Raw genomic sequence first — 24,191 nt, 5'->3', positions numbered from 1 at the left:
GGCGGGAGTATTTTTGGAACAATGAAAGATCAAGACACCGCCCCCCATGACCAGCCCGGCCGCTTGGCCGAGATTTCGTCGCGCAGGTCTTGCGGGGGTTCGAGCGTTTGAGCCGGATAGGTGCCGAAGACTTCGAGCGTCATGGTGCAGCGCGCGGCATGGAACCACTTGCCGCAGCCATAGACATGGCGCCAGCGTTCAAAATGCACGCCCTTGGGGTTCTGGCGCATGAACATGTAGCCCTCGAAGTCGTCATCGCTTGATCCGGGGCCAAAGCGGGTCAGGTGCGCCTCTCCGCCTGCATGAAATTCGCTTTCCTCGCCTGTTTGGCCACAGCAAGGACAGGTCAGAATCAACATGGGCGCGCTCCGATGGGTTTCGCAGACACACAAAAGGCGGACGTCGTGAGACGCCCGCCTGATGCGGCCTTGGGAGGGGTGGCTGGGTTATTCTGTTGGTGTGACTGCACCTTCCGTCGCGGGTGCAACTTCCGTTGCGGGTGCAATGCCGTCTTGGCCAGCGGTCCCGCCAGTCGAGCCACCGCCGATGGATCCAACCAAAGCGAGGATCGCGACGACGCCGACAATGAGTGCAAAGGCGATAAGCAGGCCGCGCCCACTGACGCCATCACCGCGGTGCAGGTTGGGGTTTGGATAGTCTGACATGTTGTAGCCTCCATTGAATGGATGTTCAGCAAATCAGAAATGACGCGCGGCTCAACCTGCGTATCGGGCTGGTCGTATTTTCGGCCAAGCCCAGCCAGTTTGGTGCGCTGCATGTGGCTGCATTCCGCCATCGCAGACCCGACAGGCCGCACCCTCGCGGTTCTTTGCCGAGGGGGGTGCGTCAAGTTGCTTGTGTTCCGCCGCTCTTGGCCTGAGCCCCCTTGTCGGGTTAGGCTGGTGTCAACTTTGGCTGACAGGAGCGGGTGATGAGCAAGGAAATGGGTGCCATTCTGGTTTTTGGTACGATCATCGTGGGCGCGATCATCATGTTTGTGCTGGAACAGCGCGCCGCGGCACGTCGCAAGGAGGCCCGCGGAGGCCGCGAGATCGACGTCAGCAACCTGATCGCCTTTGGCTCGGCCGCGGGCGAAGGCACCAGGACCGAAGCCCCCAAGCGTTGATCTGACTGGCGCGGCGCGCATCAGTGCGCCACCCCTGCCGCGACCGACTCGTCAATAAACTTGCCCGCCCGGAACCGGTTCATCGTGAACTCTTCGGTCAGCGGCGAATGCCCCTTGGCAATCAGTTCGGCCATGGCCCAGCCCGAGCCGGGGATCGCCTTGAACCCGCCGGTCCCCCAGCCACAGTTCATAAACATCCCCTCGACCGGGGTTTTGGACAGGATGGGCGAGCGATCCCCCGTCACATCCACGATCCCGCCCCATTGGCGCAGCATCTTGAGCCGCGAAATCATGGGGAAGGTTTCGATCAGGGCGCGCACCGTTTCCTCGATATGATGGAAAGACCCGCGTTGGGTGTAGTTGTTGTATCCGTCCGTGCCGCCTCCGATCACCATCTCGCCCTTGTCGGACTGGCTCATGTAGCCGTGCACGGTGTTGGCCATCACAACCACATCCATGCAGGGTTTGATCGGTTCGGAGACGAGGGCCTGCAACGCCACGGATTCGATGGGCAGTTGAAAGCCCGCCATATCCGCCAAATGCCCCGAGTGTCCCGCGACCACCACGCCGAGCTTGTCGCAATCAATGGCACCCTTGCCGGTGTCCACGCCCACGACCTTACCGCCCTCACGGCGCACGGCTGTGACTTCGCATTTCTGGATCACGTCCATGCCCATATCCGAACAGGCCCGGGCATATCCCCAGGCCACCGCATCATGGCGCGCGGTGCCGCCGCGCGGCTGCCACAGCGCGCCCAAAACGGGATAGCGCGGCCCGTTGATATCGATGATCGGGCAGAGTTCCTTGACCTTCTCGGGGCCGATGAATTCGGTGCTCACTCCTTGCAGCGCGTTGGCGTGGGCCGTGCGCTGATAGCCGCGGATTTCGTGCTGGGTCTGGGCCAGCATCATCACACCGCGGGGGCTGAACATGACATTGTAGTTCAAATCCTGACTCATCGTCTCATAAAGCGAGCGGGACTTTTCATAGATCGCCGCCGAGGGATCCTGCAAATAATTGGAGCGGATGATGGTGGTGTTGCGCCCCGTGTTCCCGCCCCCAAGCCAGCCCTTTTCAAGGATCGCCACATTGGTGATCCCGAAGTTTTTGCCAAGGTAATAGGCTGTGGCCAGCCCGTGCCCACCTGCACCGACGATGATCACATCGTATTTCTTTTTCGGCTCGGGCGCACGCCATGCGCGTTCCCAGCCAATGTGGTGGCGCACCGCTTCACGCGCAATCGCAAAGGCAGAATAACGTTTCATAACGCGGCAGGCTCCGGCACTGGAATCGATGACAATCGGTGCGTTTGTAATGACGCCTCAGGCAAAGAAAAAGGATTGTGGCGGCGGCACTTCTTGGCAGTTTTGCGACACCAGGACACGCCCCGCTCACGAGAAGCTGACCGGACCCGACCGGCGCTGCGCCGCTTTGCCTCTTTTGCTGGTGCCATCAAGCCGTTACATGGACTGAGCAAAAAAGGCAGGGCATGACGATTTTCTGGATCATAACGGCTGTTTTGACGGTGCTGGTCGTGACCACTTTGGCCCGTGCAATCCTGCGCGGTGTCGAGGCCGAGCGCCCCCCCGCGGCCTATGATCTGGATGTGTACCGGGATCAGTTGAAAGAGGTCGAGCGCGATCTGAGCCGGGGTGTGGTGTCGGCCGAGGATGCCGAACGCGCCCGAACCGAAGTTTCGCGTCGTATTCTGGCTGCGGATGCCGCGATGCAGGCGCATGCAAACGCGCCGCGCCGCTCGGGTGGCGCTATCCTGATCGGCGTGATGGCAACGGCGGCCATTGCAAGCGCCTATGTCATTTACCTGCAACTGGGCGCGCCCGGCTATGGCGATCTCGCACTGGCCGACCGCATCGAAAACGCCGAACTGATGCGCAACGAGCGCCCCAGCCAAACCACCGCCGAGGCCAGTTTGCCCGCCGCCACACCGCCCGCCAACATCGAGCCGGATTTCGTCGCTCTGGTCGAGCAGTTGCGCACCGCTGTTGCCACACGGCCCGGTGACGTGCAGGGCATCGAATTGCTGAGCCAGTCCGAGGCCCGCCTTGGCAACTTTGCCGCCGCCCACGCAGCCAAGGCCCATGCCATCGCCGCCAAGGGCGCGGATGCCAAGCCGCAGGATTTTTCCGAATATGCCGATCTGCTGATCCTGGCCGCCGGCGGCTACGTCTCGCCCGAGGCCGAACAGATTCTGGAGCGCGCACTTGCACTGGACCCCACCGACGGGCCTGCGCGCTACTATTTCGGGTTGATGATGTCGCAGATTGGGCGGCCTGACACAGCCTTGCGCGTTTGGGATCAGTTGTTGCGCGAAGGGCCACCGGATGCCCCTTGGATCACGCCCATCAGTGCGCAGATCGAAGAGATGGCGGCGCGCGCAGGCGTGAACTATGCGCGTCCCACCATCGGCACCGGGCGTGGCCCCTCGGCCGCAGATATCGAAGCGGCGGGCGACATGAGCCCCGCGGAGCGGATGGAGATGATACAAGGGATGGTCTCGGGCCTCAGCGATCGGCTGGCCACCCAGGGCGGCCCCGTCGAGGATTGGGCCCAATTGATTTCTGCCCTCGGTGTGCTTGGGCAGCTGGATCAGGCCGGTGCCATTTTTGCCAATGCCCAGGAGGTGTTCGGCGATGATCCCACGGCGATGGACACGCTGAACCGCGCCGCCGACCGTGTCGGCCTGCAATGATCACCGATGACACCCATGCCTTTGTGGCTGCCCTGCCCCCGATGCGCGCGCTGATGGGGTTGGATCTGGGTGACAAGACAATTGGCGTCGCGGTGTCGGACACGTTTCAATCCGTCGCAACGCCCCTTGAAACTGTGCGGCGCAAGAAATTCGGACTGGACGCCGCCCGTCTTCAGGCACTTATCGCCGAGCGGTCGGTGGGCGGGGTGGTCCTGGGTCTGCCACGCAACATGGATGGCTCCGAAGGGCCGCGCTGTCAGTCCACCCGTGCCTTTGCCCGCAATTTCGAAAAGCTGTGGGATGGCCCGATCACCTTCTGGGACGAACGCCTGTCCACCGTGGCCGCCGAAAAAGCGCTGCTTGAGGCGGATACGACCCGCAGACGTCGCGCCGAGGTCATTGACCATGTGGCCGCCGGGTATATCCTGCAAGGGTTGCTGGATCGGCTGGCAGTGATCAAGAGGCAGGCATGAGCGACATCCCCCAAAACCTCGTCTGGCGGCGCGATGAGATCGAAAGCCCCTGTGTGCAGATCTGCGTGATCCACCCCGAGACGCGGTTGTGTACGGGATGTGCCCGCTCAATCGACGAGATTGGTGCCTGGAGCCGGATGAGCACAGAGGAACGCCGTGCCATCATGGATGAATTGCCGACCCGATCCCCTGCCCCTGCGGGACGGCGCGGGGGCCGCGCGGCGCGCCTCAAGCGCTAGTCGGTCAGCCAGTCCGCCGGATCGTCAAATTCTGGTCTGAAAAACGCGATCATACGCCCCGGTCCATCTGGCCCGTCCCATGGCGCGGTTCCATGCAGCGCAAAGCGGTGGATAAGAAAGGACTGCCCAAATGTCGCTTTGATGGGCACCGGCTCAATCTGCGCAAACACCTCATTGCGCGCGGCGTGATAGGCGTCCGTCAGGTCCACCTCGCTCACGTCGCGCCCCGCAATCGCATCCACGATGGCGCGCTGCATGATCAGATGGCTGCCCGGCCAGATCATCGTGGGGGCCTGTGGCGCGGGGTTCAGCGGGATCCCGAGGATATAGGCATGAAACTCGCGCGCAAAGCGGCGGCGGTCCGGCCCTTCGGGCAACAGCCCATCCACATGCGCGGCCTGACGTTTGATGCGGTAGCCATGGTTGGCGGCACTTTGATCCGGGTCCCGTTTGGGATAGCCGGGATAGATGATCGACACCTGTGCAGGATGCTGGTTCAGCGGCGGCACATGATCATCCCATGGGCCAATCAGCGGGACGCCATCAACGGCCCCGCTCATATCATTTGGCAACACATCAACGCCGATAAACCACGTATTGCCATGGCGTAGGTTGGCGCTCTGAGTCTCCGGGTCAGCTGCAATGCCGGACGTCACATGCCTCGCGGCCCGCGCCCATCGTTCGACCGATGGCTCTGCCTCAAAGACAACGAACCCATCCCGCCCCATCATGCCAACAACGCCCGCCGCAGCATGTTGAGCGCCACCAGCACCAGAAACACCGCAAACACCCGTTTGAGTGGGCCGGGGTCCATCGCGTGCGCCAGTTTGACCCCCCACGGCGTCGTGATCAGCGTCATCGCAATCACCACCCCGAAGGCCGGGAGGTTGACCGCACCGACGGTAAGCGGCGGGACAGGCCCTGCGACACTGACCAGCAAAAATCCAATGACCGAAGGTACGGCAATCAGCACCCCAAAGCCTGCGGCCGTGGCAACCGCCCGGTGGATCGGCATGTTAAAGAGGGTCATCAGCGGCACGCCAAAGCTGCCCCCGCCGATCCCCATCAGTACAGACAGAAAGCCCATCCCCGGCGACAGGGCCGTGCGGCCCACCCCGGTCGGCATCGCCTGCCCCAACCGCCAGCTCGCGCGCCCAAACCCCATGTAAAGGCCCACGATCAGCGCAAGCATTCCAAAAATCGCCTGCAATGTGGTCGAGCGCAGCTGCGCCACCACCAGCATCCCCGCAATGGCACCGATCACGATCCCCGGTGCCCATGTGCGCAGCACGTCCCAGTCCACCGCGCCCTTTTTGTGATGGCCCAGAACAGACCGCATGGAGGTGACGATGATGGTGGCAAGCGAGGTCGCCAGACACATCTGCATCAGGTCAGGACCACCATAGCCAAGGGTCTGAAACGCATAGAAAAACGCAGGGACCAAAACGATGCCCCCGCCCACCCCCAAGAGGCCCGCAAGTACGCCGGCAAAGGCCCCGATCACGGCCAGCACTCCCAACATCTGGATCAACAGAGCCGTCTCGGGCATCGCAGATTTCCTCTTATGACGCCCCGCTCGGGGGCCGTGCGACCTGCTACACCGCTTTGGCAGTCTGGGCCAGTGCGCTCACGTGGGTCATGGCCTGTTCGACCAGTTCCGGCCCCGCCCCGGGGCGTGTCGCCCCTTCGCTGAGGGTGCGCCGCCAGCCGCGCGCACCGGGGCGGCCCGCAAAAAGGCCCAGCATGTGCCGGGTGATCTGGTGCAAACGCCCGCCCGCACTCAGATGCGCCTCGATATAGGGCAGCATGGCCGCCACCGCATCCTCGCCCGTGCGATCCGGCCCGCCGCCATAGATGCGCCGGTCCGCCTGCCCCAAAATATCCGTTGGCTGGTGATAGGCCGCGCGGCCCACCATCACGCCATCAAGGCCGCGCTCCAGCAACGCCTCGGCCTGATCAATGGTTTCGACGCCGCCATTGATCGAGATGTGCAGGTTGGGAAACAGCCCCTTCATCCGCATCACCAGATCATAGTTCAGGGGCGGGATGTCGCGGTTTTCCTTTGGGGACAGACCCTTGAGCCACGCTTTGCGCGCATGGATCGTCACGCGCTCGCACCCGGCGGCAACGATCTGGGACAGGAATTCGGGCAACACGATTTCGGGGTCCTGATCATCCACGCCAATACGGCATTTGACGGTGACAGGTACCTCAACCGCATCGCGCATCGCGCGCACACAGGCCGCAACCAGAGCAGGATCACGCATCAAAACGGCCCCGAACGTGCCCGATTGCACCCGGTCTGACGGGCAGCCGCAGTTCAGATTGATCTCGTCATACCCCACCTCCGCACCAAGGCGCGCCGCCTGTGCCAGCTCGCGCGGATCAGAGCCACCAAGTTGCAACGCCACGGGATGTTCAGTCGGATGATGGTCCAACAAATGCAGCGCGCCCCCGCGCACCAATGCGGGGGCCGTCACCATCTCGGTATACAGCAAGGCCCGCCCGCTCAGCTGGCGATGCAGGTATCTGCAATGACGGTCCGTCCAATCCATCATGGGCGCGACGGATAGCTTCGCCGCATGGGTGGCTGCGTTTTGAGGCATGTAGCGGTCTCCTTGCGGCGTCCGTTACCAAAACGCAGCCGCGTTGCACAGGGTAAGAACAGGGCATGTGATGTGCCACCCCTCGGGCCTACCGTTTCTACCGGAACCTTCACGATTTCAACGAGGCCAGAGAGCGGAGGACGCGCGACGTCGAAATCAGCACCTAGGGGTGGTCGTCATCCAGTGATCCGTGGATCGCGAATTGATCAAGGTCCGCATCGCGCGGCTCGACCAGACGATAGCTTTCCTTGACCCCCGCTTCGGTCAATTCACGCGAGATCAAAAGCAACGTGTTGGGCGGTTGGGCCTCGCAAATCTCGGCCATCTGCATGACCTCTTCGCGCGCAACGGCCCCCGCCGCCTCAAGCGAGGGGGCACCGTAGACATTCACGAAATGCTGCGCCAATGCGCCCACAACAGCCTCAATTTCCACCGGCTCGATCCGGGTGATCGCAACGACCGTGACCCGCCCGAACGTCTCGACCCCAAGCCAGCCGTTGGCAAAGGCCTGGCGCGCCTTGCCCGCCAGATCCGCCTCGCCCCAATTCGAAAATTCAAAGCCCCCCGAGATGCACCATTCCCCGGTGCGGGCGGGACTGTGAAAGATGTTCATGTCGCTTTCATCAAAGTGGATTGCACGTGCGAGCATCATGTCAGGGGCCCTCCAAAAGCTGTATGAGCGGGATCAGATGCGTGGTGTCCGCGTCACGCAGCAGCATCCCGAAATGTTCATCCACCCCCAGATATGTGCCACTGCGACCGTTCAGCCGGGTTGATTCGTCGATACCATACGCCAAGGCGGTCCACTGCGTATGTACGGGCGCGCAGCCCCGTTCAAGCCACGTATTGATCCCCACAAGCGTGTGTTTCACCCAGGATTCCAGCAGGCGTGCGGCGTCCACCTCGGCACATCCTTCGGCATAGAGCGCAGTTTGATTGGGGGTATGTCCGGTATCGTCATCTTCGGGCCAGAGTGGCAGTTCCAGTCCAATTACAAGCCAATCGGGTTCCGCTTTGGGGTCGTGCGTGGACGCAGCCATCCGCAGCCGACCGCAGACCGCCCCGTTCACCCTGATGCCGCCGTCCCAGTCCAGATGCACCGCCACCTCGGGCGGGGCGAGCGCGCCCAGAGCGTTCTGAAACCCGACGCCGCAAAGCGGGAGCATCACCACCGCCTCGTGCAAGCCCACTTCGGGGGCGAAAACCAAGGCCGCCCGCAATGTGTTCGCCCCCAGATCGTAAACCACAAGCCCCGCATCACAGCCCCGCACCGCCTCGGCGCGCGCGACCTCAAACGGATCGTTCCCCGCGTCCACCGCCAGCCCGTCAAAGACCGGAGGAAAGGACGGGGACGTCATGCCTTGTCTGCCTCGATCAAGGTGCGCGCCACCGTGCGGAAGGCCTGTGCCTGCGCGCTGTCGGGTTTTGACACCACAATCGGTGCCCCCCCGTCGGCGGCGACGCGAATATCGAGGTGCAGCGGGATTTCAGCCAACAGCGGCACACCCAGCTTTTCGGCCTCAGCCCGCACACCGCCGTGGCCAAAGACATGTTCCTCGTGCCCACAATTCGAGCAGATATGCGTGCTCATGTTCTCGATCATGCCGATCACGGGAGTGCCCATCTGGTTGAACATGTCGATCCCCTTGCGCGCGTCCAACAAGGCCACATCCTGCGGGGTCGAGACAATCACCGCCCCGTCCAGATGCGCCTTCTGGGCCAGCGTCATCTGCACATCGCCCGTGCCCGGCGGCAGGTCCACGATCAGCACATCAAGCGCGCCCCATTGCACCTGCCCCAGCATCTGTTGCAGCGCGCCCATCAGCATCGGCCCGCGCCAGACCACCGCCTGATCCTCGTTCGTCATCAGGCCGATGGACATCATCGTCACCCCGTAATTGCGCAAGGGCAGGATGATCTTGCCATCCGGGCTTTGCGGGCGGCCCGACACCCCAAGCATACGGGGCTGCGAGGGGCCGTAGACATCCGCGTCCAGCACGCCAACACGTCGCCCCTCGGCGGCCAGTGCACAGGCCAGATTGGCGGTGACGGTGGATTTGCCCACCCCGCCCTTACCCGAGGCCACAGCGATGATGCGGTCAATGCCTGCGATCCTTTCAGGGCCCTTGGATTCGGATTTGCGCGCTGTTCCCAGATCGGGGGGTGCGGCGGGTTTGGCGTGGGCCGTCATCACGATTGAGACGGACGCGGCCCCGAGCGCACGTAGCTTTTCCTCGGCTTCCGCCTTGGCAGGCAGGAAGGGATCAGGCTGATCAACCTCCATTACAAAGCGCACCGCGCCGTCCTCGACATTGAGCGCACGCACAAGCCCCGCCTCGACCAGATCAACGCCCGACGGGGCCTTGACCTCTTTCAGGCAGGCCAGCACCTGTTCGCGGGTCAGAGCCATCTATGCGCCTTCGATCTTGCCGATGACGACATGTTCAAGGTCGAGCCCCTCGATACGCAGCACCACCTTGGCCTCAAACGTCTTGCCCGCAGTATCGCCCGCCTCGCGCATGGCGGTTTCGATGGCCTGCTGCGAGGTCACCCCCACCTGCTTGAGGAATTTGCGCATCGACATGTTGAAATCATCACTCATGGGGACGTCCTTTGACTGGTCGCAATTATTGACGAACCTACCCTAGCGCCCCTAGGCTGGACCGCAACCAGACACATCCGAAGGCTGCGCACGCCATGACGAGGACACTGGCATGTCTATTCATTCTGCTGGCAGGTCCGCTGGTTGCGCAGGACAAGGCGTTTACCCTGCATGCCCCCGCTATGTTGGTCGAAACCGGGTTTCTGAAACATCTGCTGCCGCGCTTTTCGCTCAAGACCGGGATACGCGTCACGTTTGTGGAGACAGACACCGACGCAAGTATCGGGTCGGAAGGCACGCCCGTCTTTGCCCAAGGGAACACGATCTGGCATCTGGCCAAGACCGACGGCCCCTATACGGACGCCTTTCAGGACTGGCTGTTGTCAGATGTGGGCGCGCGCACGATCGAAGCGTTTGCGCCTAACGGCACTGCGATGTTCAGCGCCGATGTCGGCGCAGTGGCTGTGCCCGATCAGGTCGTGATCACCGGGGATACGGCCCTTGGCGAAGCGGTCAGCCTCCAGCAATGCGGGCGCTGCCATGTGATCAACGACACGAACCGGATGAACGCCATAGGCTCTTCGCCCTCGTTCGCGCTGATGCGCACCTTTCCCGACTGGCAGGCCCGGTTCGAGACGTTCTTTCTGCTGCGTCCGCACCCCGCCTTCACGCAAGTTACGGACGTGACCGCCCCCTTCGCCGAACACCTGCCCTCGCCCATTGCGCCCATCGAAGTCACTGTCGAACAGATCGAGGCCATCACCGCCTATGTCGGCTCGATTGCGCCTGCCGACCTTGGGGACCCGATCCAGCTTCAGTGATCCTTGCGCTTGGCAAAGTAGTCGTCCGAGGTGCGCACGCGGGGGCGATCACGGCCCTGAAACGGATTGTTTTCGGAATGATACTGGGCCTGTATCCGGCAGTTTTCGCACATCTGGATCATCTTGGCCGCATCCGAGGTGGCAAACATCGCGTGCTTGCCCGCAAGCTTTTCGGTGATCCGGGCAATGGTGGATTTGGACCCGAACAGACTGCCGCATTCGATGCAGGCAAAGGGTTCCTCCTCGTTGAGCACCCGCTGGCCAAGCGCTGCATCGGTCAGGTCCATTTGCGGTTGCAAGGTGATCGCCTGTTCGGGGCAGATGGTACTGCACAGCCCGCATTGCAGGCAGGCGTCTTCCTGAAAGCGCAGTTGCGGCAGGTCCGCATTGTCGCCCAATGCGCCCGAGGGACACAGCGACACGCAGGACAGGCAGAGCGTGCAGGCGTCCTTGTCCACCAGCACAGCCCCATAGGGCGCGCCCTGGGGCAGTGCCACCACCTCGGCACCCGGCTGCAACGCCTTGGCGGACAGCCGCGCGACCTGGCGGCGTGATCCTAACGGCAGGACGGGGGCGCAGGTGATGGGCGCGGGTGCGTCCTCGGCCAGTGTTGTGCACAGCGCATCGGGGTCGGCCACATGCAGCAACCGCACCGCCTGTCCGCCCGCCATTGCCATCGCCAATTCCGCCTGCGCTTCGATCACATCCGGTTCCGTCTTGGGCGACATCAGCACGTCCACATGTTCGAACCCGCAGGCCAGTGCGGCCAGCATCTCGGCATGGCCAAACCCCGACAACGCATCAACCTCAAGCGGGATGACGTGGCCGGGCAACCCCACCCCGAAACGTGCGCCAAGCGCGATCATCTCGCGCCCATGTTCTGCGTCATGCACCAGAAGGCGGGCGTGCATGCCGCCTGCCTTGCGGTAGGTCGCGGCCAGCGTTGCCAGCCGTTTGAACACCGTCTCAACCGGGGGCGCGTCATAGCTGATCGCACCGGACGGGCACACCGCCGAACAAGACCCGCAGCCCGCGCAAATCATCGGGTCAATCGCCACATGCTCCCCTGCGGAGGTGATCGCGCCTGTGGGGCAGACATTGAGGCAGTTGGAACAGGCTGGTTGTTCGGCACGGCTATGGGCGCACAAGGTCGGTTCCAGCCGCACATAAAGAGGCTTTTCAAAAGTGCCGATCAGTTGGGACGCCTCAAGCACCGCCGCTGCAATCGAAGGGGGATGGGTGGGATCGGCGCGCACATATCCTTCACGTTTGTGGGGTGCCTGCACCAATGCGGTATTGCCACTGAGGTCCAGCACAACATCACATCCCGACACGGCACCATCCTGCGGCGCGCCAAGCCCAAAGGCCCCGCGCCCGCCCGGCATCACCTGCTGGAATGCGTCAAGCTTGACCGTGAACCCGCCAAGCGCACCCGAGATCGTGCGCACCTGCCCGACGACACAGTCAAACCGGCGGTCCACGGGGATCAGATCGGCAGACGGAACAAGGACGGTGACGGCCAGCACATCGCAAAGCGCGCCCGCCGCCGCCAGCGCAGCTGCACCACCAACGATCAGACAGGTCCCTTCAGAGACCACATCCACCGACTTGCCCATGGGCAGGACCAATGCGGCCTCTGCCGCCAGTGCGGCCATCTTGGGGGCCACATCGCCCGTACCCCATCCGGCTCTGTCCCGCAGATCGACAAAGCCGGGGGCATCCACGTTCAGCGCGGCGGCCAGTTCTTCGAAGGTTTGGCGCTCCTGCTGGCAGGCGATCATCGCGTCCCCCTGCCCCAACGCGGCTTCGGCGGCTGCAATCTGGGTGGTGCACAACGCCGTATGGACCTTTGAACAGGTCAGGCCGGACCCGTTTGCAATCGCATCCGCATCGACATTCTGACTGCCCGCGCAGTTGCACAAGATCAGATGTCTGGCCATGGTGTGATCTCCCTGTCGCACCGCCCGAAACGGCTGAACGTCCGACACGCTAGTCGCGAATCTGCACGTTGGTAAACCGTCTTTATGTGCTTTGGCCCGCGCATCGCAAATTGCTGCATCCGCATCGGGATTTTTGCAAAATCAGCGCAATTGCGCAATTTCAGCCCATTTCGCGCCTCAAAGCGCCAAAACCGAAAGGAACCGCACGCCGCGCCGCAGCATCAAGCGGGCAGCAAAATGACTGGCCGCAAAAACTTCTTTGCGAATGCCTGCGGATCATTAAAGTAAAGGCATATATGTCCACTTGCCGAGGCCACAGTGCAAAGCGACAGTCACAAATCCATTTCAATGCCATTGGGCATCGTCATCCGCAAAGCACCGGGTGTGACGCGTTGGGTTGCGCATGTCTGGAAGGCCGTGGCCGTCTTGCCGGGTGCTGCAAGGGCGGATTGGAAGGAACTGCGCCGTGATGGCGAAACGGTCGAATACCACGCCGCGACATTACCGCTTGAGCTGTTTCGCACCGATACCGAGGCGTATCTGCATGGCCTGTCTGCCAAGGTGCCGGCCATCTACGTTGTGATGCGCCCTGGCACCGAAGGCCGTCCGCTTGACATCGTGCTGGCCACCGCCTCGCCCTATGAGGCGCAGGACTATGCGGATACGGGCGAGGAACTGGTCGAAAAGGTGCCGATGCCCGAGGGGTTGATCGCGTGGATCCGAGACTTTGTTGAGGTGCATCACGAGGACGAAGTCTTCGTCAAACGCCGCCGCGACAAGGCCCGTGTGGATCGCAAGGAAGACGGAATTGGCGATGCGCGCATCCGCCAGGTCGCAGATGTGTACCGGGCACCTACAGCCAAGGAGCGTGTGCATTGAGCGGTCGCGCTGATTTCTGGGCCCGCAGACGGGCGGGTGTCGCAGCCGAAGCCCAGGCCGAGGAGGCAGCCCGCACAGCCGAGGCACAGGCCCAGGACCACGCCGCCCTGCAAGAGATGGACGAGGCCGAGATGCTGGCCGCCCTGAACCTGCCCAACCCCGACACGATGGTGCACGGTGATGACTTTTCCGCCTTCATGGCCACGGCCGTGCCCGACCAAATCCGACGCCGCGCCCTGCGCACGCTGTGGCGGTCGAACCCGGTGCTCGCGAACGTGGATATGCTGGTCGACTATGGTGAGGATTTCACCGATGCCGCGATGGCTGTCGAGAATATCCAGACTGCCTATCAGGTGGGCAAGGGCATGTTGAAACATGTCGAGGAAATGGCCCGGCAGGCCGCAGAACGCGACGCGCCGGAAGCGCCAGATCAGATGGAAGAGATGGAGGACGACGCGCCCCTGATCGTCGCGGACGTGATCGAGGACGACCACCCTCTTGAGGCGACCGATGCACAGCTTGAACACGACGGCTCAGCGCCCAGCCCTGCCCCCCGCCGCATGACATTCACAATCGAGGACGTCGCGTGACCGCTGCCGAAGATATCCGCGTCTCTGCCGAGGATCGCCTGCGCGCCGATCTTTATAATTTTTTGGGTCTGCTGTTGTCCCATCCGCCCGACCAGTTGCTGATTGACCAATGTACGGGGCTTTCGGGGGATGACAGCGCGTTGGGGCAGGCGATTGCAGGCCTGTCCCGCGTTGCTGCCGTCAGCAGACCACGCAAGGTCACCAGCGAATTCAATGCGCTGTTCGTGGGCCTCGGCCGGGGCGAGTTGCTGCCCTACGCCAGCTACTACCTCACCGGGTTCCTGAACGAGAAACCGCTGGCAAACCTGCGCACCGACATGGCCGCGCGCGGTATGACCCGCGCCCAGAACGTATTCGAACCCGAAGACAACATCGCCTCCCTGATGGAGATGATGGCGGGCATGATCGTGGGTCGCTTTCGCGGCCCCGCCAGCCTTGAAGATCAAAAATCATTCTTTAACAAACACATAGACCCCTGGGCCGGGCATTTCTTTACCGACCTTGAGGGGGCCAAGAACTCGGTCTTTTATGCCTGCGTGGGCAGCGTGGGGCGGGCATTCATGGATATTGAGCGCGAAGCGTTTCGCATGACAACCGGCTGATCCGGTCACACATTCGGTGGGGACGCCCACCACAACACCAAGGAGGGAGACATCCCATGACGAAGAAAGCCCTGACCGAAAAGGCCCGCGGCAAGAACCGCCGCGACTTTCTGAAACTGGCCGGGACGTCCGCCCCTGCTGCTGCTGTGGCACTGGCTGCGGGCGCAGACGCGGCTGAGGCCCAGCCTGTGGATCCGACATCCGAGACCATGCAGGACACCGCGCATACCCGCGCCTATCTCGACAGCGCCCGGTTCTGAGTGATCGGACGTTAACACTTTTCAGGCACCGGGCGCTCCGCGCTCAGGCACCAAGGGAGTAAGACACATGCTGAAGAAGAAAACCAACGGAACCGCGCGACGCCCTCAACGCACCGGCGTCCTGTCCGATATTGCCGAAACATCCGTAGATCGCCGGGCCTTCCTGCGCGGGTCCGGGTTGGCGATCGGGGGCCTTGCCGCAATTTCCGCAACCGGGGGCACCGTCACCCAGGCTCAGGCGGCCACTGCCTTTACCGGCGCGGTCGAGACCATCAAATCGGTCTGCACCCACTGTTCGGTCGGCTGCACCGTCATCGCTGAGGTCAGCAATGGCGTCTGGACGGGGCAGGAACCCGGATGGGACAGCCCCTTCAACCTCGGAGCCCACTGCGCCAAGGGGGCGGCGGTGCGCGAACACGCCCATGGCGAGCGTCGCCTCAAGTATCCGATGAAGAAAGAAGGCGGAGAGTGGAAGCGCATCAGCTGGGAACAGGCCATAGACGAGATCGGCGACGGCATGATGAACATCCGCGAGGAAAGCGGGCCGGATTCGGTCTACTGGCTCGGCTCGGCCAAGCATAACAACGAACAGGCCTATCTGTTCCGCAAGTTCGCGGCCTATTGGGGCACCAACAACGTGGATCATCAGGCCCGGATCTGCCACTCGACCACGGTGGCGGGTGTGGCCAACACATGGGGCTACGGCGCCATGACGAACAGCTACAATGATATCCACAATTCCAAGGCGATCTTCATCATCGGCGGCAACCCCGCCGAGGCGCACCCCGTGTCGCTGCTGCACCTGCTGCGCGCCAAGGAACAGAACAACGCGCCCGTGATCGTGTGCGATCCGCGCTTTACCCGCACAGCCGCCCATGCGGACGAGTACGTGCGCTTCCGGCCCGGCACGGATGTGGCGCTTGTGTGGGGGATCCTATGGCACATCTTTGACAACGGGTGGGAGGACAAGGAATTCATCCGCACCCGCGTCTGGGGCATGGACCAGATCAGGGACGAAGTTGCCCGCTGGACCCCGGACGAGGTCGAACGTGTCACCGGTGCGCCCGCCTCGCAACTCAAACGCGTGGCCCGCACCATGGCCAACAACCGCCCCGGCACCGTGATCTGGTGCATGGGCGGCACCCAGCACACCAACGGCAACAACAACACACGCGCCTATTGCGTGCTGCAACTGGCCCTTGGAAACATGGGCACCGCAGGGGGTGGCACCAACATCTTCCGCGGCCATGACAACGTGCAGGGTGCCACGGACCTAGGCGTCCTGTCCCACACCCTGCCCGGCTATTATGGCCTGTCCGCGGGGGCCTGGGCCCACTGGGGCCGCGTCTGGGAAGAGGACGGCGACTGGCTCAAGGCGCAGTTCGCCACCGGCAAGGATGCCGATGGCAACGACACCACCTTTCAAAACCTGACGGGTATCCCCGTCTCGCGCTGGATCGACGGGGTGCTTGAAGACCCCGACAACATGGACAACCCCAACAAGGTGCGCGCCATGGTCCTGTGGGGTCATGCGCCCAACTCGCAGACCCGGATGAAGGAAATGAAGACCGCGATGGAGCAGCTGGATATGCTTGTCGTGGTCGATCCCTACCCTACCGTGTCCGCGGTACTGCATGACCGCACCGATGGGGTGTACCTGCTGCCCGCCTGTACGCAGTTCGAAACGCGCGGGTCTGTCACCGCCTCCAACCGCAGCCTGCAATGGCGCGACAAGGTGGTTGATCCGCTGTTTGAGTCGCTGCCCGACGAGGTCATCATGGCCAAGTTCGCCAACAAGTTCGGCTGGGGTGATCGTCTGTTCCGCAACATCGAGATGGACGGTCCCGACACCCCGAACGTGGAAAGCATCACACGTGAGTTCAACCGGGGCATGTGGACTGTTGGCTATACCGGGCAAAGCCCCGAGCGGATCAAGACACATATGGCCAACCAGCACACCTTTGATCGCACCACGCTGCAAGCGGTGGGGGGACCGGCGGATGGCGACTATTACGGTCTGCCATGGCCAAGCTGGGGCACGCCCGAGATGAACCATCCGGGCACGCCGAACCTCTATGACATGTCCAAGCCCGTCTCCGAAGGGGGCCTGACCTTCCGCGCCCGGTTCGGCGTGGAACGGGACGGCGAAAACCTGCTGGCCGAGGGCGTCTATTCCGCCGGGTCCGACATTCAGGACGGATATCCTGAATTCACCATGCAAATGCTGATGGACCTTGGTTGGGACAACGAGTTGACGGCCGGGGAACGTGCCACCATCGACGCGATTGCCGGTCCCGAGACGAACTGGAAAACCGACCTGTCAGGCGGCATCCAGCGGGTGGCCATCGCACATGAATGTGCACCCTTCGGCAATGCCAAGGCCCGCGCCGTGGTCTGGACCTTCCCCGACCCCGTGCCGCTCCACCGCGAGCCGCTTTATACCAACCGTCGCGATCTGGTCGAAGACTATCCCACATATGAGGATCGCAAGTTCTACCGCCTTCCAACGCTATATGCCTCGATCCAGAAGAACGACTTTTCCAAGGATTACCCCATCGTTCTGACATCCGGGCGTCTGGTCGAATATGAGGGGGGTGGTGATGAGAGCCGCTCCAACCCCTGGCTGGCCGAGCTTCAGCAGGACATGTTCGTCGAGATCAACACGCGCGATGCCAACAACCTCGGTGTCCGGGATGGTGCGCAGGTCTGGGTCGAAGGCCCGGAAGGGGCCAAGGTCAAGGTGATGGCCATGGTGACAGAGCGGGTCGGAGAGGGCGTCGCCTTTATGCCGTTCCACTTTGGCGGCCATCTTGAGGGCGAAGACCTGAGGGGCAAGTACCCAGAGGGGGCCGATCCCTATGTGTTGGGCGAAAGCAGCAACACGGCACAGACCTATGGCTATGATTCAGTGACCCAGATGCAAGAGACCAAAGCCACTCTCTGCAAAATCTGGACAGCGTAAGGAGGATATTGAAAATGGCCGCAAGAGCAAAATTTCTCGTCGACGCCGAACGCTGCATTGAATGCAACGCCTGCGTTACAGCCTGCAAAAACGAACACGAAGTGCCGTGGGGCATCAACCGCCGCAAGGTTGTCACCATCAATGATGGCAGTCCCGGTGAACGCTCCATCTCGGTGGCGTGCATGCACTGTTCGGACGCGCCCTGCATGGCCGTCTGCCCGGTCGATTGCTTCTATCAGAACGAAGAAGGGGTCGTGCTGCATTCCAAGGACCTGTGCATCGGTTGTGGCTATTGTTTCTATGCCTGCCCTTTTGGTGCCCCACAGTTCCCTCAGGCGGGCAACTTCGGATCGCGCGGCAAGATGGACAAGTGCACCTTCTGTGCCGGTGGCCCCGAAGAGACCCACTCGACCGCCGAGTTTGCCAAATACGGGCGCAACCGGATCGCGGAAGGCAAATTGCCGATCTGCGCCGAGATGTGCGCGACCAAGGCCCTGCTGGCCGGTGATGGCGATGTGGTGTCGGGCATCTACCGCGAGCGCGTTGTCGCCCGCGGGTTCGGATCGGGCGCATGGGGCTGGGGATCAGCCTATGGTCGGCAAGGCGGCTAATCGGCCCTGACTGGACCACGAGAGACCAGAGATCAGGGCGGCCCCGAACCGGGTCGCCCTTTTTTCACCATCACGCCACCAAAGGGAGTTCGGGATGTTTCGCACGTTGATCGCACTGCTGCTGACCCTGTCGTTTGCCACAATCGCACAGGCGCAGGACGGCACCGCCCCCGCCCCGGATCGCTCCGCCACGGGGGGTGCGCAAACGCTTGAGGACATTCTGGCCCGCCAGCGCGGCGAAGTGGTCGACAACACTTTCCGATCCAGCGCGACCGGCGACCCGGACAATGCGGCGGGCATCGCCAACCAGCTTGGCACGCTTGGCGGGGCTTCTGATCCAGAGTTGTGGCGCGCGTTGCGCTTTGGCTCGGCTGATATCACGGCCTCCAACAATGGGCCCGCGGCCACGACGCTTATTCAGGATGGCGGCATGCGCTGGCTGCTGTTCCGCGAGGGGCCACTTGCGACCTATGGGGCCTATCTGCTTGGGGGCACGCTTGCGCTGCTGGCCCTGTTCTTTCTGATCCGGGGTCGCATCCGCATCGAAGGCGAGAAAACGGGGCGCACCATCGAACGTTTCAAGGCTGTTGAACGGTTCGGACACTGGCTGCTGGCGGGCTCGTTCATCCTGCTTGGGATCACCGGCCTTGTGTCGCTGTTTGGGCGCAAGGTGCTGATCCCGGCCTTTGGTCACGAGGCATTTGCGACGCTCGCTCTGGCCTCCAAATGGATCCACAACAACGTCTCATGGGCGTTTATGATCGCGCTGGTGATGATCTTCGTGATGTGGGTCTATCACAACCTGCCCCACCGCTCGGACATCAACTGGTTGCTCAAGGGCGGTGGTATCTTTGGCAAGGGGCACCCTCCGGCCAAGAAATTCAATGCGGGCCAAAAGCTGATCTTCTGGTCGGTGATCGTGCTGGGGACGTCGATTTCCGTGTCCGGCCTCGCCCTGCTCTTCCCGTTCGAGCTGAACATGTTCGCTGCGACCTTTGCCAAACTGAACAGCTTTGGCATCTCGGGCGCGTTGGGTCTGGGCGAATTGCCCACCACCCTCGCCCCGCATGAGGAAATGCAATACGCCCAACTGTGGCACGCCATGGTCAGCTTCGTGCTGATGGCGATCATCTTTGCGCACATCTACATCGGCACCGTGGGGATGGAGGGGGCCTATGACGCCATGGGTTCGGGTGAGGTCGAGGAACAATGGGCGCGTGAGCACCACTCGCTCTGGGTCGAAGAGGTGAAGGCCCAGAAGGCCGCCGCCCCCAAAAGTGCCACACCCGCCGAATAGATGTGGCGCGCACTGGCCATAGCGGTGCTGGGCGCGACCCCTCTGGCGGCGCAGGAGTTTTTCACGCTCAGGGGCCATGGCGGTCCGATCATGGATGTGACCGTGTCGGCCTCGGGCCAGATCGCGACGGCGAGTTTTGACAACTCGGTGGGGGTCTGGCAGGGCGACGTACCAGCATGGCACGAAGGGCACCGGGCGGCGGTCAATGTGGTACGCTTTGTGGACACGGGCCTGCTTGCGTCGGGCGGGGATGACAACCAGCTGTGGCTTTGGGCGGATGACACGGGGCGCAAGGCTTTGGCGCATACCGCCAAGATTGTCGATATCGCTGTGTCACCAGACGGGCAGACCATCGCAACCGCCTCGTGGGATCACCGCATCGGCCTGACCAGTGTGACCCAACGCGACGCGCCCCTGCCAGACTGGCAAATCAGCACCGCCCACATGACCGGACACAAACAGGGCGTGAATGCCGTGGCCTTCGGCGGGGATGGCAACACGCTTTATTCCGCATCCGTCGATGGGACGATCCGGTCATGGAACGTGCAAGACCCGACTGCGGCCTCAACCGTCATCGCCAAACACGGGTTCGGGGTGAACGAGCTGGTGGTGAACGATGCTGACGGGTGGTTGGCATATGGCGCAACCGACGGGGGCACGCGGATACTGGACCTTGCGACAGGTGCCCCCCTTGCCGACTTCACCCTGGATCGTCGCCCCATCCTGTCGATGGCTTATGCACCCGCAACCAAAACGCTTGCCGTGGGCGATGGCCAGGGCTTTATCATGCTGATCGACACCGGGGCGATGCAGATCACCCACGACTTTCGCGCAGCGCGCAACGGACCGGTCTGGGCGCTGGCCTTTTCGCCCGATGGGCAGAACCTGCATGCGGGCGGGATCGAGGACATCGTCTATTCCTGGCCTGTGGATACCATGACCACGCTCGATCCCATGGCCGACACACCGCGCAGCTTTCTGGAAAAGCCCGAAACGCTGGCCAATGGCGAACGGCAGTTCAAGCGCAAATGTTCAATCTGCCACACCCTCCGCCAAGGCAGCGCACGACGGGCGGGGCCCAGCCTGCATGCGCTGTTTGGGCGGCGCGCAGGCACAGTGGCGGACTATACCTATTCCGAGACTTTGCGCGGCTCGGATATCATCTGGACAGCGCAGACCATAAATGCGCTGTTCGACCAAGGCCCGGACCACTATATTCCCGGCACCAAGATGCCCATGCAGCGGATCGTTGACCCGCAGGACCGCGATGACCTGATCGACTACTTGCGCACCAACACGGATGCAGAAAGAGACCTGAAATGAAAGCGATGTTGTTGGCGTTTGTGACACTGGGCGTGGTTTCAGTGGGCGCGTACCTGATCCTGAACGAGGCCGGGTTTTCCAGTCAGGAGCGCGGCTCTGGTGCGGCTGTCCGGCTCGACGATTGATGTCGATGGCGCGCGAGGGCAGTTTTCGGAAATGAACGACATCTGGGCCGGGATGCTGGCCGCCTTTCAGTTGATCTGGTCGCTGGACGCGGATCTGGTCGAGATCACGTTGCGCTCGCTTCAGGTGAGCCTGTCAGCGCTTGTGATCGCCTCGGCCATTGCCCTGCCCCTTGGTACGTGGCTGGCCATTCGCCGCTTTCGGTTTCGCCGCGCCACGATTGCGACGCTGAACGCGCTGATGGGCTTACCGCCCGTGGTGGTTGGCCTGATCGTCTATCTGCTTTTGTCCCGCTCTGGCCCGTTCGGGGTGCTGGGCCTGCTGTTCACACCGGCGGCCATGATCATCGCCCAGGTCATCATCATCACGCCCCTCATCGCATCCATCACCCATCAGGCGATGCGCGAGCTGTGGGCCGAATATCACGACCTGCTGATTTCGCTGAACACCACCCAACGCCAGCGGATCGCTACGCTGATCTGGGACGGGCGGCGCGCGCTGCTGACGGGAGCGCTGGCAGGCTTTGGGCGCGCCATCGGCGAGGTGGGTGCGATTATGATCGTGGGCGGCAACATCGATCATGCGACCCGCGTGCTGACCACCGCCATCGCGCTTGAGACCGGCAAGGGGGATTTTGCGCTCGCCCTTGGCCTCGGCTTTATCCTGATCGCGCTGGCGCTGATGGTGAACTTTGCCATCCACACCCTGTCGCGCACAGAACGGCACGGCACATGGTGATGCCTCCGCTGTCCGTCTCTCTGCGCAATGTGTCCGTCAAACGGCGGGGCAAGACGATCCTTGGGCCGATTGATATGGATCTGGGCGAAGCCGGGTTCACCGTCGTTCTTGGCCCCAATGGGGCGGGCAAAACCACCCTGCTCAAGGTGCTGCACGGGGTCGAGCGTGTGTCAGGCGGCACGGTTCAATGGTCCCGGCCTGCGGATCAGGCGCAACAGGCGCAGGCCTACGTGTTTCAGCGCCCCATCATGTTGCGCCGGTCGGTGCGCAACAATCTGGCCTATCCGTTACAATTGCTGGGCACACCCAAGGTGCCGATTGCACAGCAGGTTGCGATCTGGGCAGGCCGTGTCGGATTGGCCGATGTACTGGACCAACCCGCCCCTCGCCTGTCAGGCGGAGAGAAACAGAAACTTGCCCTCGCCCGTGCGCTGATCCGCCAACCATCGGTCCTGTTCCTCGATGAACCCTGCGCGAACCTTGACGGGCGCTCCACCCGCGAGATCGAGGCGGTGTTGCGCGCCGCGCATCACAGCGGAACGCGCATCATAATGACGACACACGATCTGGGTCAGGCGCGCCGTCTGGGCAGCGATGTGGTGTTTCTGCTGAACGGGGGGCTGCACGAACAGGGGGCCGCAGCGCAGGTATTTGATGCTCCGGCAAAGGCCGAAACCAGGGCGTTCCTTGATGGCGACATCGTTGATTGAGACGATGGCCCGTCACCGCATCGGGCCCCCATGTTGCACGGCTCTCGCGGCGACCGTTTCTGATGGCGTTGCCACCCCGCCATCCATCGCATAAAGCACGCCGACGCAATGAACGCCCTGTCCCAGGCGTGACAGGGGGCGCTTGGGCTATCGCTCACAAATCAGCACAATATCCGGCGCAAACTCCTTGCCCATGCGATCAAGCCCAGAAATCTGAGCGGGCGCTTTGACATCGCGCCACCCGGCCAAGGTCAGCGCGCCCACGATCTCGCGCGGAGTCGGGTTCGACAACAGGGATGCGAAGGTCTTGGGCCATAGCACCGTCTTGGCGCATTTGCTGGCAAAGTTACATCTGGATCAGCGCAGGCCGGATCACACGCAAGGGGTCTGCTGCGAAAATGAGACGACTTCCCTGCCCTTGCCCGGAGATCAGGCGGTTTAGAAATATTTGGGAATGGAACCGGACCGCGCATTCAGGAGAGCACAACACGCCACCGCATTGCACGGACGCGCGCAGAATGCGACAAAGCATCAGATACCAACCGACAAAAGAGGATCGCACATGTTGCTCCGCACCAAGGCTGCGCTGATGATTGCACTGACAGGGGCCGCGTGCACCGATCTGCCGGGCACGGCCACCGGGGGTTATATCGGCCAGTTGCCCGAAGGCGTCGTGGACATTGCGGCACCGGGCCAGAACCTAAATCAGGTGCGGTTGCTGCCCGAGGATGGGTGCTATTGGTATCTACACAAGGGGCCGGTGGAATCCACACTGCTTCCGTTGCGCACCACGACAGGCGCGCCGATCTGCACCAAAGCGCAGACCACCGCCGCCAACGCCAGTTCCTAACTGCTTGCCGTCACACCGTTTTCTGCCGGGTAGAGGATCGCACGCGCACCCGGTGTGACCTCTTCATAAAGCCCGATGATGTGGGCCATTACCATGCGTACGCAGCCCGAGCTTGCCCGCCCCCCGATTGAGCGGGGATGCGGTGTGCCGTGAATGCGCAGATAGGTGTCGCGGTTGCCGACAAACAGGTAAAGGGCGCGCGAGCCAAGCGGGTTCGTCGGCCCGCCCGGCACCCCATCAGCGAACTGCTCGAACTGTTCGGGGTCGCGTTCAATCATATCCGCGGTGGGCGTCCATTTGGGCCACTTGGCCTTGCGCCGAATGTCATAGGTGCCCGGCTCATACAGATTGCCCCGCGCGATGGACACGCCATAGCGCGCCGCCGTCCCGTCGGTGCCGATGTGATAAAGATAGCGCGCCACCGCATCCACATGGATGTCGCCGGGCGTGAGGCCGGGATTATGTTCGACCCGTTGGGGCAGATAACGGGGGTGAAAGCCCCACGGGTTCGACGTTGCGGGGTCGTAATTGGCAGGTGTCACCTGCGCATCCCACCGCGCCCATGATGCGGACGGCGCCGCCTGCGCCAGCGCGACCCCTGTCAATGGCGTCGAAAACAGCGCGGTGCTGGTCATAATGAAATGGCGTCGTGTCAACATGTGTGGTGCCCCCCGGCAGGTATTTCAGTCATTAGATCAAATTAGGCGTGATCCCGTCCAGACACATCTG

30 protein-coding genes are annotated in these 24,191 nt (G+C 62.6%); 17 read left to right on the top strand and 13 right to left on the bottom strand.

The annotated features are described in order from the left end of the window. Positions 1 to 29: 29 nt before the first annotated feature. Positions 30 to 359 carry a sarcosine oxidase subunit delta gene (locus Q0859_RS07770; protein ID WP_299149425.1) on the bottom strand — a complete coding sequence of 110 codons (330 nt, stop codon included), beginning with the start codon at positions 357 to 359 and terminating at the stop codon, positions 30 to 32. Positions 360 to 446: 87 nt separating this feature from the next. After that, a complete protein-coding gene (locus Q0859_RS07765; RefSeq protein WP_299149423.1) occupies positions 447 to 665 on the bottom strand; it encodes a hypothetical protein in 219 nt (72 codons plus the stop codon). A gap of 266 nt (positions 666 to 931) precedes the next feature. Here Q0859_RS07765 and Q0859_RS07760 point away from each other — a divergent pair, with 266 nt between their 5' ends. Continuing rightward, complete coding sequence (locus Q0859_RS07760; RefSeq protein ID WP_299149421.1) at positions 932 to 1,126, top strand: hypothetical protein; 195 nt, start codon at positions 932 to 934, stop codon at positions 1,124 to 1,126. A gap of 20 nt (positions 1,127 to 1,146) precedes the next feature. Here the strand turns inward: Q0859_RS07760 and Q0859_RS07755 are convergent, their stop codons facing one another. Continuing rightward, on the bottom strand, positions 1,147 to 2,391 hold the full coding sequence (locus Q0859_RS07755) for a sarcosine oxidase subunit beta family protein (protein ID WP_299149419.1): 1,245 nt from the start codon (positions 2,389 to 2,391) through the stop codon (positions 1,147 to 1,149). A 224-nt stretch (positions 2,392 to 2,615) separates the two neighbouring features. Here Q0859_RS07755 and ccmI point away from each other — a divergent pair, with 224 nt between their 5' ends. Genes ccmI through Q0859_RS07740 form a run of 3 tightly spaced genes read left to right on the top strand, consistent with a single transcriptional unit; the run spans position 2,616 to position 4,548 of the window. Then, positions 2,616 to 3,836 (top strand): c-type cytochrome biogenesis protein CcmI, encoded by a 1,221-nt coding sequence (gene ccmI, locus Q0859_RS07750; RefSeq protein ID WP_299149416.1) that lies wholly within the window; start codon positions 2,616 to 2,618, stop codon positions 3,834 to 3,836. Next, positions 3,833 to 4,309 (top strand): Holliday junction resolvase RuvX, encoded by a 477-nt coding sequence (ruvX, locus tag Q0859_RS07745; RefSeq protein ID WP_299149414.1) that lies wholly within the window; start codon positions 3,833 to 3,835, stop codon positions 4,307 to 4,309. Before ccmI ends, ruvX begins: the two co-directional genes overlap by 4 nt. Beyond that, positions 4,306 to 4,548: a DUF1289 domain-containing protein gene (locus Q0859_RS07740; protein WP_299149411.1), complete on the top strand. Its 243-nt coding sequence runs from the start codon at positions 4,306 to 4,308 to the stop codon at positions 4,546 to 4,548. The genes ruvX and Q0859_RS07740 overlap by 4 nt, the downstream gene beginning before the upstream one ends. On the opposite strand, the gene Q0859_RS07735 is transcribed toward Q0859_RS07740, so the two are convergent. The 7 genes from Q0859_RS07735 to Q0859_RS07705 form a co-directional block, all read right to left on the bottom strand. After that, a complete protein-coding gene (locus Q0859_RS07735) occupies positions 4,545 to 5,279 on the bottom strand; it encodes a hypothetical protein (RefSeq protein ID WP_299149410.1) in 735 nt (244 codons plus the stop codon). The genes Q0859_RS07740 and Q0859_RS07735 overlap by 4 nt on opposite strands. Then, on the bottom strand, positions 5,276 to 6,097 hold the full coding sequence (locus Q0859_RS07730; RefSeq protein ID WP_299149408.1) for a sulfite exporter TauE/SafE family protein: 822 nt from the start codon (positions 6,095 to 6,097) through the stop codon (positions 5,276 to 5,278). The genes Q0859_RS07735 and Q0859_RS07730 overlap by 4 nt, the downstream gene beginning before the upstream one ends. 46 nt (positions 6,098 to 6,143) lie before the next feature. Continuing rightward, positions 6,144 to 7,154, bottom strand: coding sequence for a tRNA dihydrouridine(20/20a) synthase DusA (dusA, locus tag Q0859_RS07725; protein ID WP_299149406.1), 1,011 nt, complete (start codon positions 7,152 to 7,154; stop codon positions 6,144 to 6,146). Between the two features lie 163 nt (positions 7,155 to 7,317). Further along, on the bottom strand, positions 7,318 to 7,806 hold the full coding sequence (locus tag Q0859_RS07720) for a DUF6505 family protein (protein ID WP_299149382.1): 489 nt from the start codon (positions 7,804 to 7,806) through the stop codon (positions 7,318 to 7,320). Position 7,807: 1 nt separating this feature from the next. Next, a complete protein-coding gene (locus Q0859_RS07715; RefSeq protein WP_299149380.1) occupies positions 7,808 to 8,512 on the bottom strand; it encodes a biotin/lipoate--protein ligase family protein in 705 nt (234 codons plus the stop codon). Further along, positions 8,509 to 9,564, bottom strand: a complete 1,056-nt coding sequence (locus Q0859_RS07710; RefSeq protein WP_299149379.1) for an Mrp/NBP35 family ATP-binding protein — start codon at positions 9,562 to 9,564, stop codon at positions 8,509 to 8,511. Before Q0859_RS07710 ends, Q0859_RS07715 begins: the two co-directional genes overlap by 4 nt. Next, positions 9,565 to 9,756, bottom strand: coding sequence for a DUF6494 family protein (locus tag Q0859_RS07705; RefSeq protein ID WP_299149378.1), 192 nt, complete (start codon positions 9,754 to 9,756; stop codon positions 9,565 to 9,567). It abuts the gene before it with no gap. Positions 9,757 to 9,851: 95 nt separating this feature from the next. Here Q0859_RS07705 and Q0859_RS07700 point away from each other — a divergent pair, with 95 nt between their 5' ends. Beyond that, a complete protein-coding gene (locus Q0859_RS07700) occupies positions 9,852 to 10,577 on the top strand; it encodes a hypothetical protein (RefSeq protein ID WP_299149377.1) in 726 nt (241 codons plus the stop codon). Here Q0859_RS07700 and Q0859_RS07695 read toward each other — a convergent pair. Then, a complete protein-coding gene (locus Q0859_RS07695) occupies positions 10,571 to 12,517 on the bottom strand; it encodes a 4Fe-4S binding protein (RefSeq protein WP_299149371.1) in 1,947 nt (648 codons plus the stop codon). The two genes, Q0859_RS07700 and Q0859_RS07695, sit on opposite strands and share 7 nt — an antisense overlap. A 348-nt stretch (positions 12,518 to 12,865) precedes the next feature. On the opposite strand from Q0859_RS07695, the gene Q0859_RS07690 reads away from it, so the two are divergent. The 11 genes from Q0859_RS07690 (at position 12,866) to Q0859_RS07640 (ending at position 22,612) form a co-directional block, all read left to right on the top strand. Continuing rightward, positions 12,866 to 13,396: a DUF3305 domain-containing protein gene (locus tag Q0859_RS07690; protein WP_299150194.1), complete on the top strand. Its 531-nt coding sequence runs from the start codon at positions 12,866 to 12,868 to the stop codon at positions 13,394 to 13,396. Then, on the top strand, positions 13,393 to 13,986 hold the full coding sequence (locus Q0859_RS07685) for a DUF3306 domain-containing protein (protein ID WP_299149370.1): 594 nt from the start codon (positions 13,393 to 13,395) through the stop codon (positions 13,984 to 13,986). Before Q0859_RS07690 ends, Q0859_RS07685 begins: the two co-directional genes overlap by 4 nt. Continuing rightward, positions 13,983 to 14,588 carry a molecular chaperone TorD family protein gene (locus Q0859_RS07680; RefSeq protein ID WP_299149369.1) on the top strand — a complete coding sequence of 202 codons (606 nt, stop codon included), beginning with the start codon at positions 13,983 to 13,985 and terminating at the stop codon, positions 14,586 to 14,588. The genes Q0859_RS07685 and Q0859_RS07680 overlap by 4 nt, the downstream gene beginning before the upstream one ends. A gap of 56 nt (positions 14,589 to 14,644) precedes the next feature. Continuing rightward, complete coding sequence (locus tag Q0859_RS07675) at positions 14,645 to 14,848, top strand: twin-arginine translocation signal domain-containing protein (protein WP_299149367.1); 204 nt, start codon at positions 14,645 to 14,647, stop codon at positions 14,846 to 14,848. A 67-nt stretch (positions 14,849 to 14,915) separates the two neighbouring features. Beyond that, the gene (locus Q0859_RS07670; protein WP_299149366.1) at positions 14,916 to 17,810 is read left to right on the top strand and encodes a formate dehydrogenase subunit alpha; all 2,895 of its coding nucleotides are present in this window, start codon (positions 14,916 to 14,918) and stop codon (positions 17,808 to 17,810) included. A gap of 14 nt (positions 17,811 to 17,824) precedes the next feature. Then, positions 17,825 to 18,421 carry a formate dehydrogenase FDH3 subunit beta gene (fdh3B, locus tag Q0859_RS07665; protein WP_299149365.1) on the top strand — a complete coding sequence of 199 codons (597 nt, stop codon included), beginning with the start codon at positions 17,825 to 17,827 and terminating at the stop codon, positions 18,419 to 18,421. Positions 18,422 to 18,515: 94 nt separating this feature from the next. Further along, positions 18,516 to 19,718, top strand: a complete 1,203-nt coding sequence (locus Q0859_RS07660; protein WP_299149364.1) for a formate dehydrogenase subunit gamma — start codon at positions 18,516 to 18,518, stop codon at positions 19,716 to 19,718. Beyond that, positions 19,719 to 21,041, top strand: a complete 1,323-nt coding sequence (locus tag Q0859_RS07655) for a c-type cytochrome (protein ID WP_299149363.1) — start codon at positions 19,719 to 19,721, stop codon at positions 21,039 to 21,041. Further along, positions 21,038 to 21,166 (top strand): hypothetical protein, encoded by a 129-nt coding sequence (locus Q0859_RS07650; RefSeq protein WP_299149362.1) that lies wholly within the window; start codon positions 21,038 to 21,040, stop codon positions 21,164 to 21,166. The genes Q0859_RS07655 and Q0859_RS07650 overlap by 4 nt, the downstream gene beginning before the upstream one ends. A gap of 31 nt (positions 21,167 to 21,197) precedes the next feature. After that, positions 21,198 to 21,902: an ABC transporter permease gene (locus Q0859_RS07645; protein ID WP_299150191.1), complete on the top strand. Its 705-nt coding sequence runs from the start codon at positions 21,198 to 21,200 to the stop codon at positions 21,900 to 21,902. After that, positions 21,896 to 22,612 (top strand): ATP-binding cassette domain-containing protein, encoded by a 717-nt coding sequence (locus Q0859_RS07640; protein WP_299149361.1) that lies wholly within the window; start codon positions 21,896 to 21,898, stop codon positions 22,610 to 22,612. The genes Q0859_RS07645 and Q0859_RS07640 overlap by 7 nt, the downstream gene beginning before the upstream one ends. A 147-nt stretch (positions 22,613 to 22,759) precedes the next feature. On the opposite strand, the gene Q0859_RS07635 is transcribed toward Q0859_RS07640, so the two are convergent. Continuing rightward, positions 22,760 to 22,933, bottom strand: coding sequence for a hypothetical protein (locus Q0859_RS07635; RefSeq protein WP_299149360.1), 174 nt, complete (start codon positions 22,931 to 22,933; stop codon positions 22,760 to 22,762). 241 nt (positions 22,934 to 23,174) lie between these two features. Here Q0859_RS07635 and Q0859_RS07630 point away from each other — a divergent pair, with 241 nt between their 5' ends. Then, positions 23,175 to 23,462 (top strand): hypothetical protein, encoded by a 288-nt coding sequence (locus tag Q0859_RS07630; RefSeq protein ID WP_299149359.1) that lies wholly within the window; start codon positions 23,175 to 23,177, stop codon positions 23,460 to 23,462. Here the strand turns inward: Q0859_RS07630 and Q0859_RS07625 are convergent. Beyond that, on the bottom strand, positions 23,459 to 24,121 hold the full coding sequence (locus tag Q0859_RS07625) for a L,D-transpeptidase (RefSeq protein ID WP_299149358.1): 663 nt from the start codon (positions 24,119 to 24,121) through the stop codon (positions 23,459 to 23,461). The genes Q0859_RS07630 and Q0859_RS07625 overlap by 4 nt on opposite strands. Positions 24,122 to 24,191: the final 70 nt, after the last annotated feature.

It is taken from the genome of uncultured Tateyamaria sp. (assembly GCF_947497045.1).
Taxonomy (GTDB): domain Bacteria; phylum Pseudomonadota; class Alphaproteobacteria; order Rhodobacterales; family Rhodobacteraceae; genus Tateyamaria.
Note: the sequence above shows the minus strand (reverse complement) of the source record. Positions and strands in the feature narration are given on the sequence as shown.

Excerpts from the sequence above, each read along its gene's own strand:
- Q0859_RS07715 (WP_299149380.1), bottom strand. The coding sequence starts at position 8,512 with ATGACGTCCCCGTCCTTTCCTCCGGTCTTTGACGGGCTGGCGGTGGAC.
- Q0859_RS07675 (WP_299149367.1), top strand. The coding sequence starts at position 14,645 with ATGACGAAGAAAGCCCTGACCGAAAAGGCCCGCGGCAAGAACCGCCGC.
- dusA (WP_299149406.1), bottom strand. The coding sequence starts at position 7,154 with ATGCCTCAAAACGCAGCCACCCATGCGGCGAAGCTATCCGTCGCGCCC.
- Q0859_RS07700 (WP_299149377.1), top strand. The coding sequence starts at position 9,852 with ATGACGAGGACACTGGCATGTCTATTCATTCTGCTGGCAGGTCCGCTG.
- Q0859_RS07770 (WP_299149425.1), bottom strand. The coding sequence starts at position 359 with ATGTTGATTCTGACCTGTCCTTGCTGTGGCCAAACAGGCGAGGAAAGC.
- Q0859_RS07755 (WP_299149419.1), bottom strand. The coding sequence starts at position 2,391 with ATGAAACGTTATTCTGCCTTTGCGATTGCGCGTGAAGCGGTGCGCCAC.
- Q0859_RS07705 (WP_299149378.1), bottom strand. The coding sequence starts at position 9,756 with ATGAGTGATGATTTCAACATGTCGATGCGCAAATTCCTCAAGCAGGTG.
- Q0859_RS07690 (WP_299150194.1), top strand. The coding sequence starts at position 12,866 with ATGCCATTGGGCATCGTCATCCGCAAAGCACCGGGTGTGACGCGTTGG.
- Q0859_RS07760 (WP_299149421.1), top strand. The coding sequence starts at position 932 with ATGAGCAAGGAAATGGGTGCCATTCTGGTTTTTGGTACGATCATCGTG.
- Q0859_RS07640 (WP_299149361.1), top strand. The coding sequence starts at position 21,896 with ATGGTGATGCCTCCGCTGTCCGTCTCTCTGCGCAATGTGTCCGTCAAA.
- Q0859_RS07735 (WP_299149410.1), bottom strand. The coding sequence starts at position 5,279 with ATGATGGGGCGGGATGGGTTCGTTGTCTTTGAGGCAGAGCCATCGGTC.
- Q0859_RS07660 (WP_299149364.1), top strand. The coding sequence starts at position 18,516 with ATGTTTCGCACGTTGATCGCACTGCTGCTGACCCTGTCGTTTGCCACA.
- Q0859_RS07740 (WP_299149411.1), top strand. The coding sequence starts at position 4,306 with ATGAGCGACATCCCCCAAAACCTCGTCTGGCGGCGCGATGAGATCGAA.
- Q0859_RS07625 (WP_299149358.1), bottom strand. The coding sequence starts at position 24,121 with ATGTTGACACGACGCCATTTCATTATGACCAGCACCGCGCTGTTTTCG.
- ruvX (WP_299149414.1), top strand. The coding sequence starts at position 3,833 with ATGATCACCGATGACACCCATGCCTTTGTGGCTGCCCTGCCCCCGATG.
- Q0859_RS07695 (WP_299149371.1), bottom strand. The coding sequence starts at position 12,517 with ATGGCCAGACATCTGATCTTGTGCAACTGCGCGGGCAGTCAGAATGTC.
- Q0859_RS07670 (WP_299149366.1), top strand. The coding sequence starts at position 14,916 with ATGCTGAAGAAGAAAACCAACGGAACCGCGCGACGCCCTCAACGCACC.
- fdh3B (WP_299149365.1), top strand. The coding sequence starts at position 17,825 with ATGGCCGCAAGAGCAAAATTTCTCGTCGACGCCGAACGCTGCATTGAA.
- Q0859_RS07630 (WP_299149359.1), top strand. The coding sequence starts at position 23,175 with ATGTTGCTCCGCACCAAGGCTGCGCTGATGATTGCACTGACAGGGGCC.
- Q0859_RS07645 (WP_299150191.1), top strand. The coding sequence starts at position 21,198 with ATGAACGACATCTGGGCCGGGATGCTGGCCGCCTTTCAGTTGATCTGG.
- Q0859_RS07730 (WP_299149408.1), bottom strand. The coding sequence starts at position 6,097 with ATGCCCGAGACGGCTCTGTTGATCCAGATGTTGGGAGTGCTGGCCGTG.
- Q0859_RS07710 (WP_299149379.1), bottom strand. The coding sequence starts at position 9,564 with ATGGCTCTGACCCGCGAACAGGTGCTGGCCTGCCTGAAAGAGGTCAAG.
- Q0859_RS07720 (WP_299149382.1), bottom strand. The coding sequence starts at position 7,806 with ATGATGCTCGCACGTGCAATCCACTTTGATGAAAGCGACATGAACATC.
- Q0859_RS07650 (WP_299149362.1), top strand. The coding sequence starts at position 21,038 with ATGAAAGCGATGTTGTTGGCGTTTGTGACACTGGGCGTGGTTTCAGTG.
- Q0859_RS07765 (WP_299149423.1), bottom strand. The coding sequence starts at position 665 with ATGTCAGACTATCCAAACCCCAACCTGCACCGCGGTGATGGCGTCAGT.
- Q0859_RS07655 (WP_299149363.1), top strand. The coding sequence starts at position 19,719 with ATGTGGCGCGCACTGGCCATAGCGGTGCTGGGCGCGACCCCTCTGGCG.
- ccmI (WP_299149416.1), top strand. The coding sequence starts at position 2,616 with ATGACGATTTTCTGGATCATAACGGCTGTTTTGACGGTGCTGGTCGTG.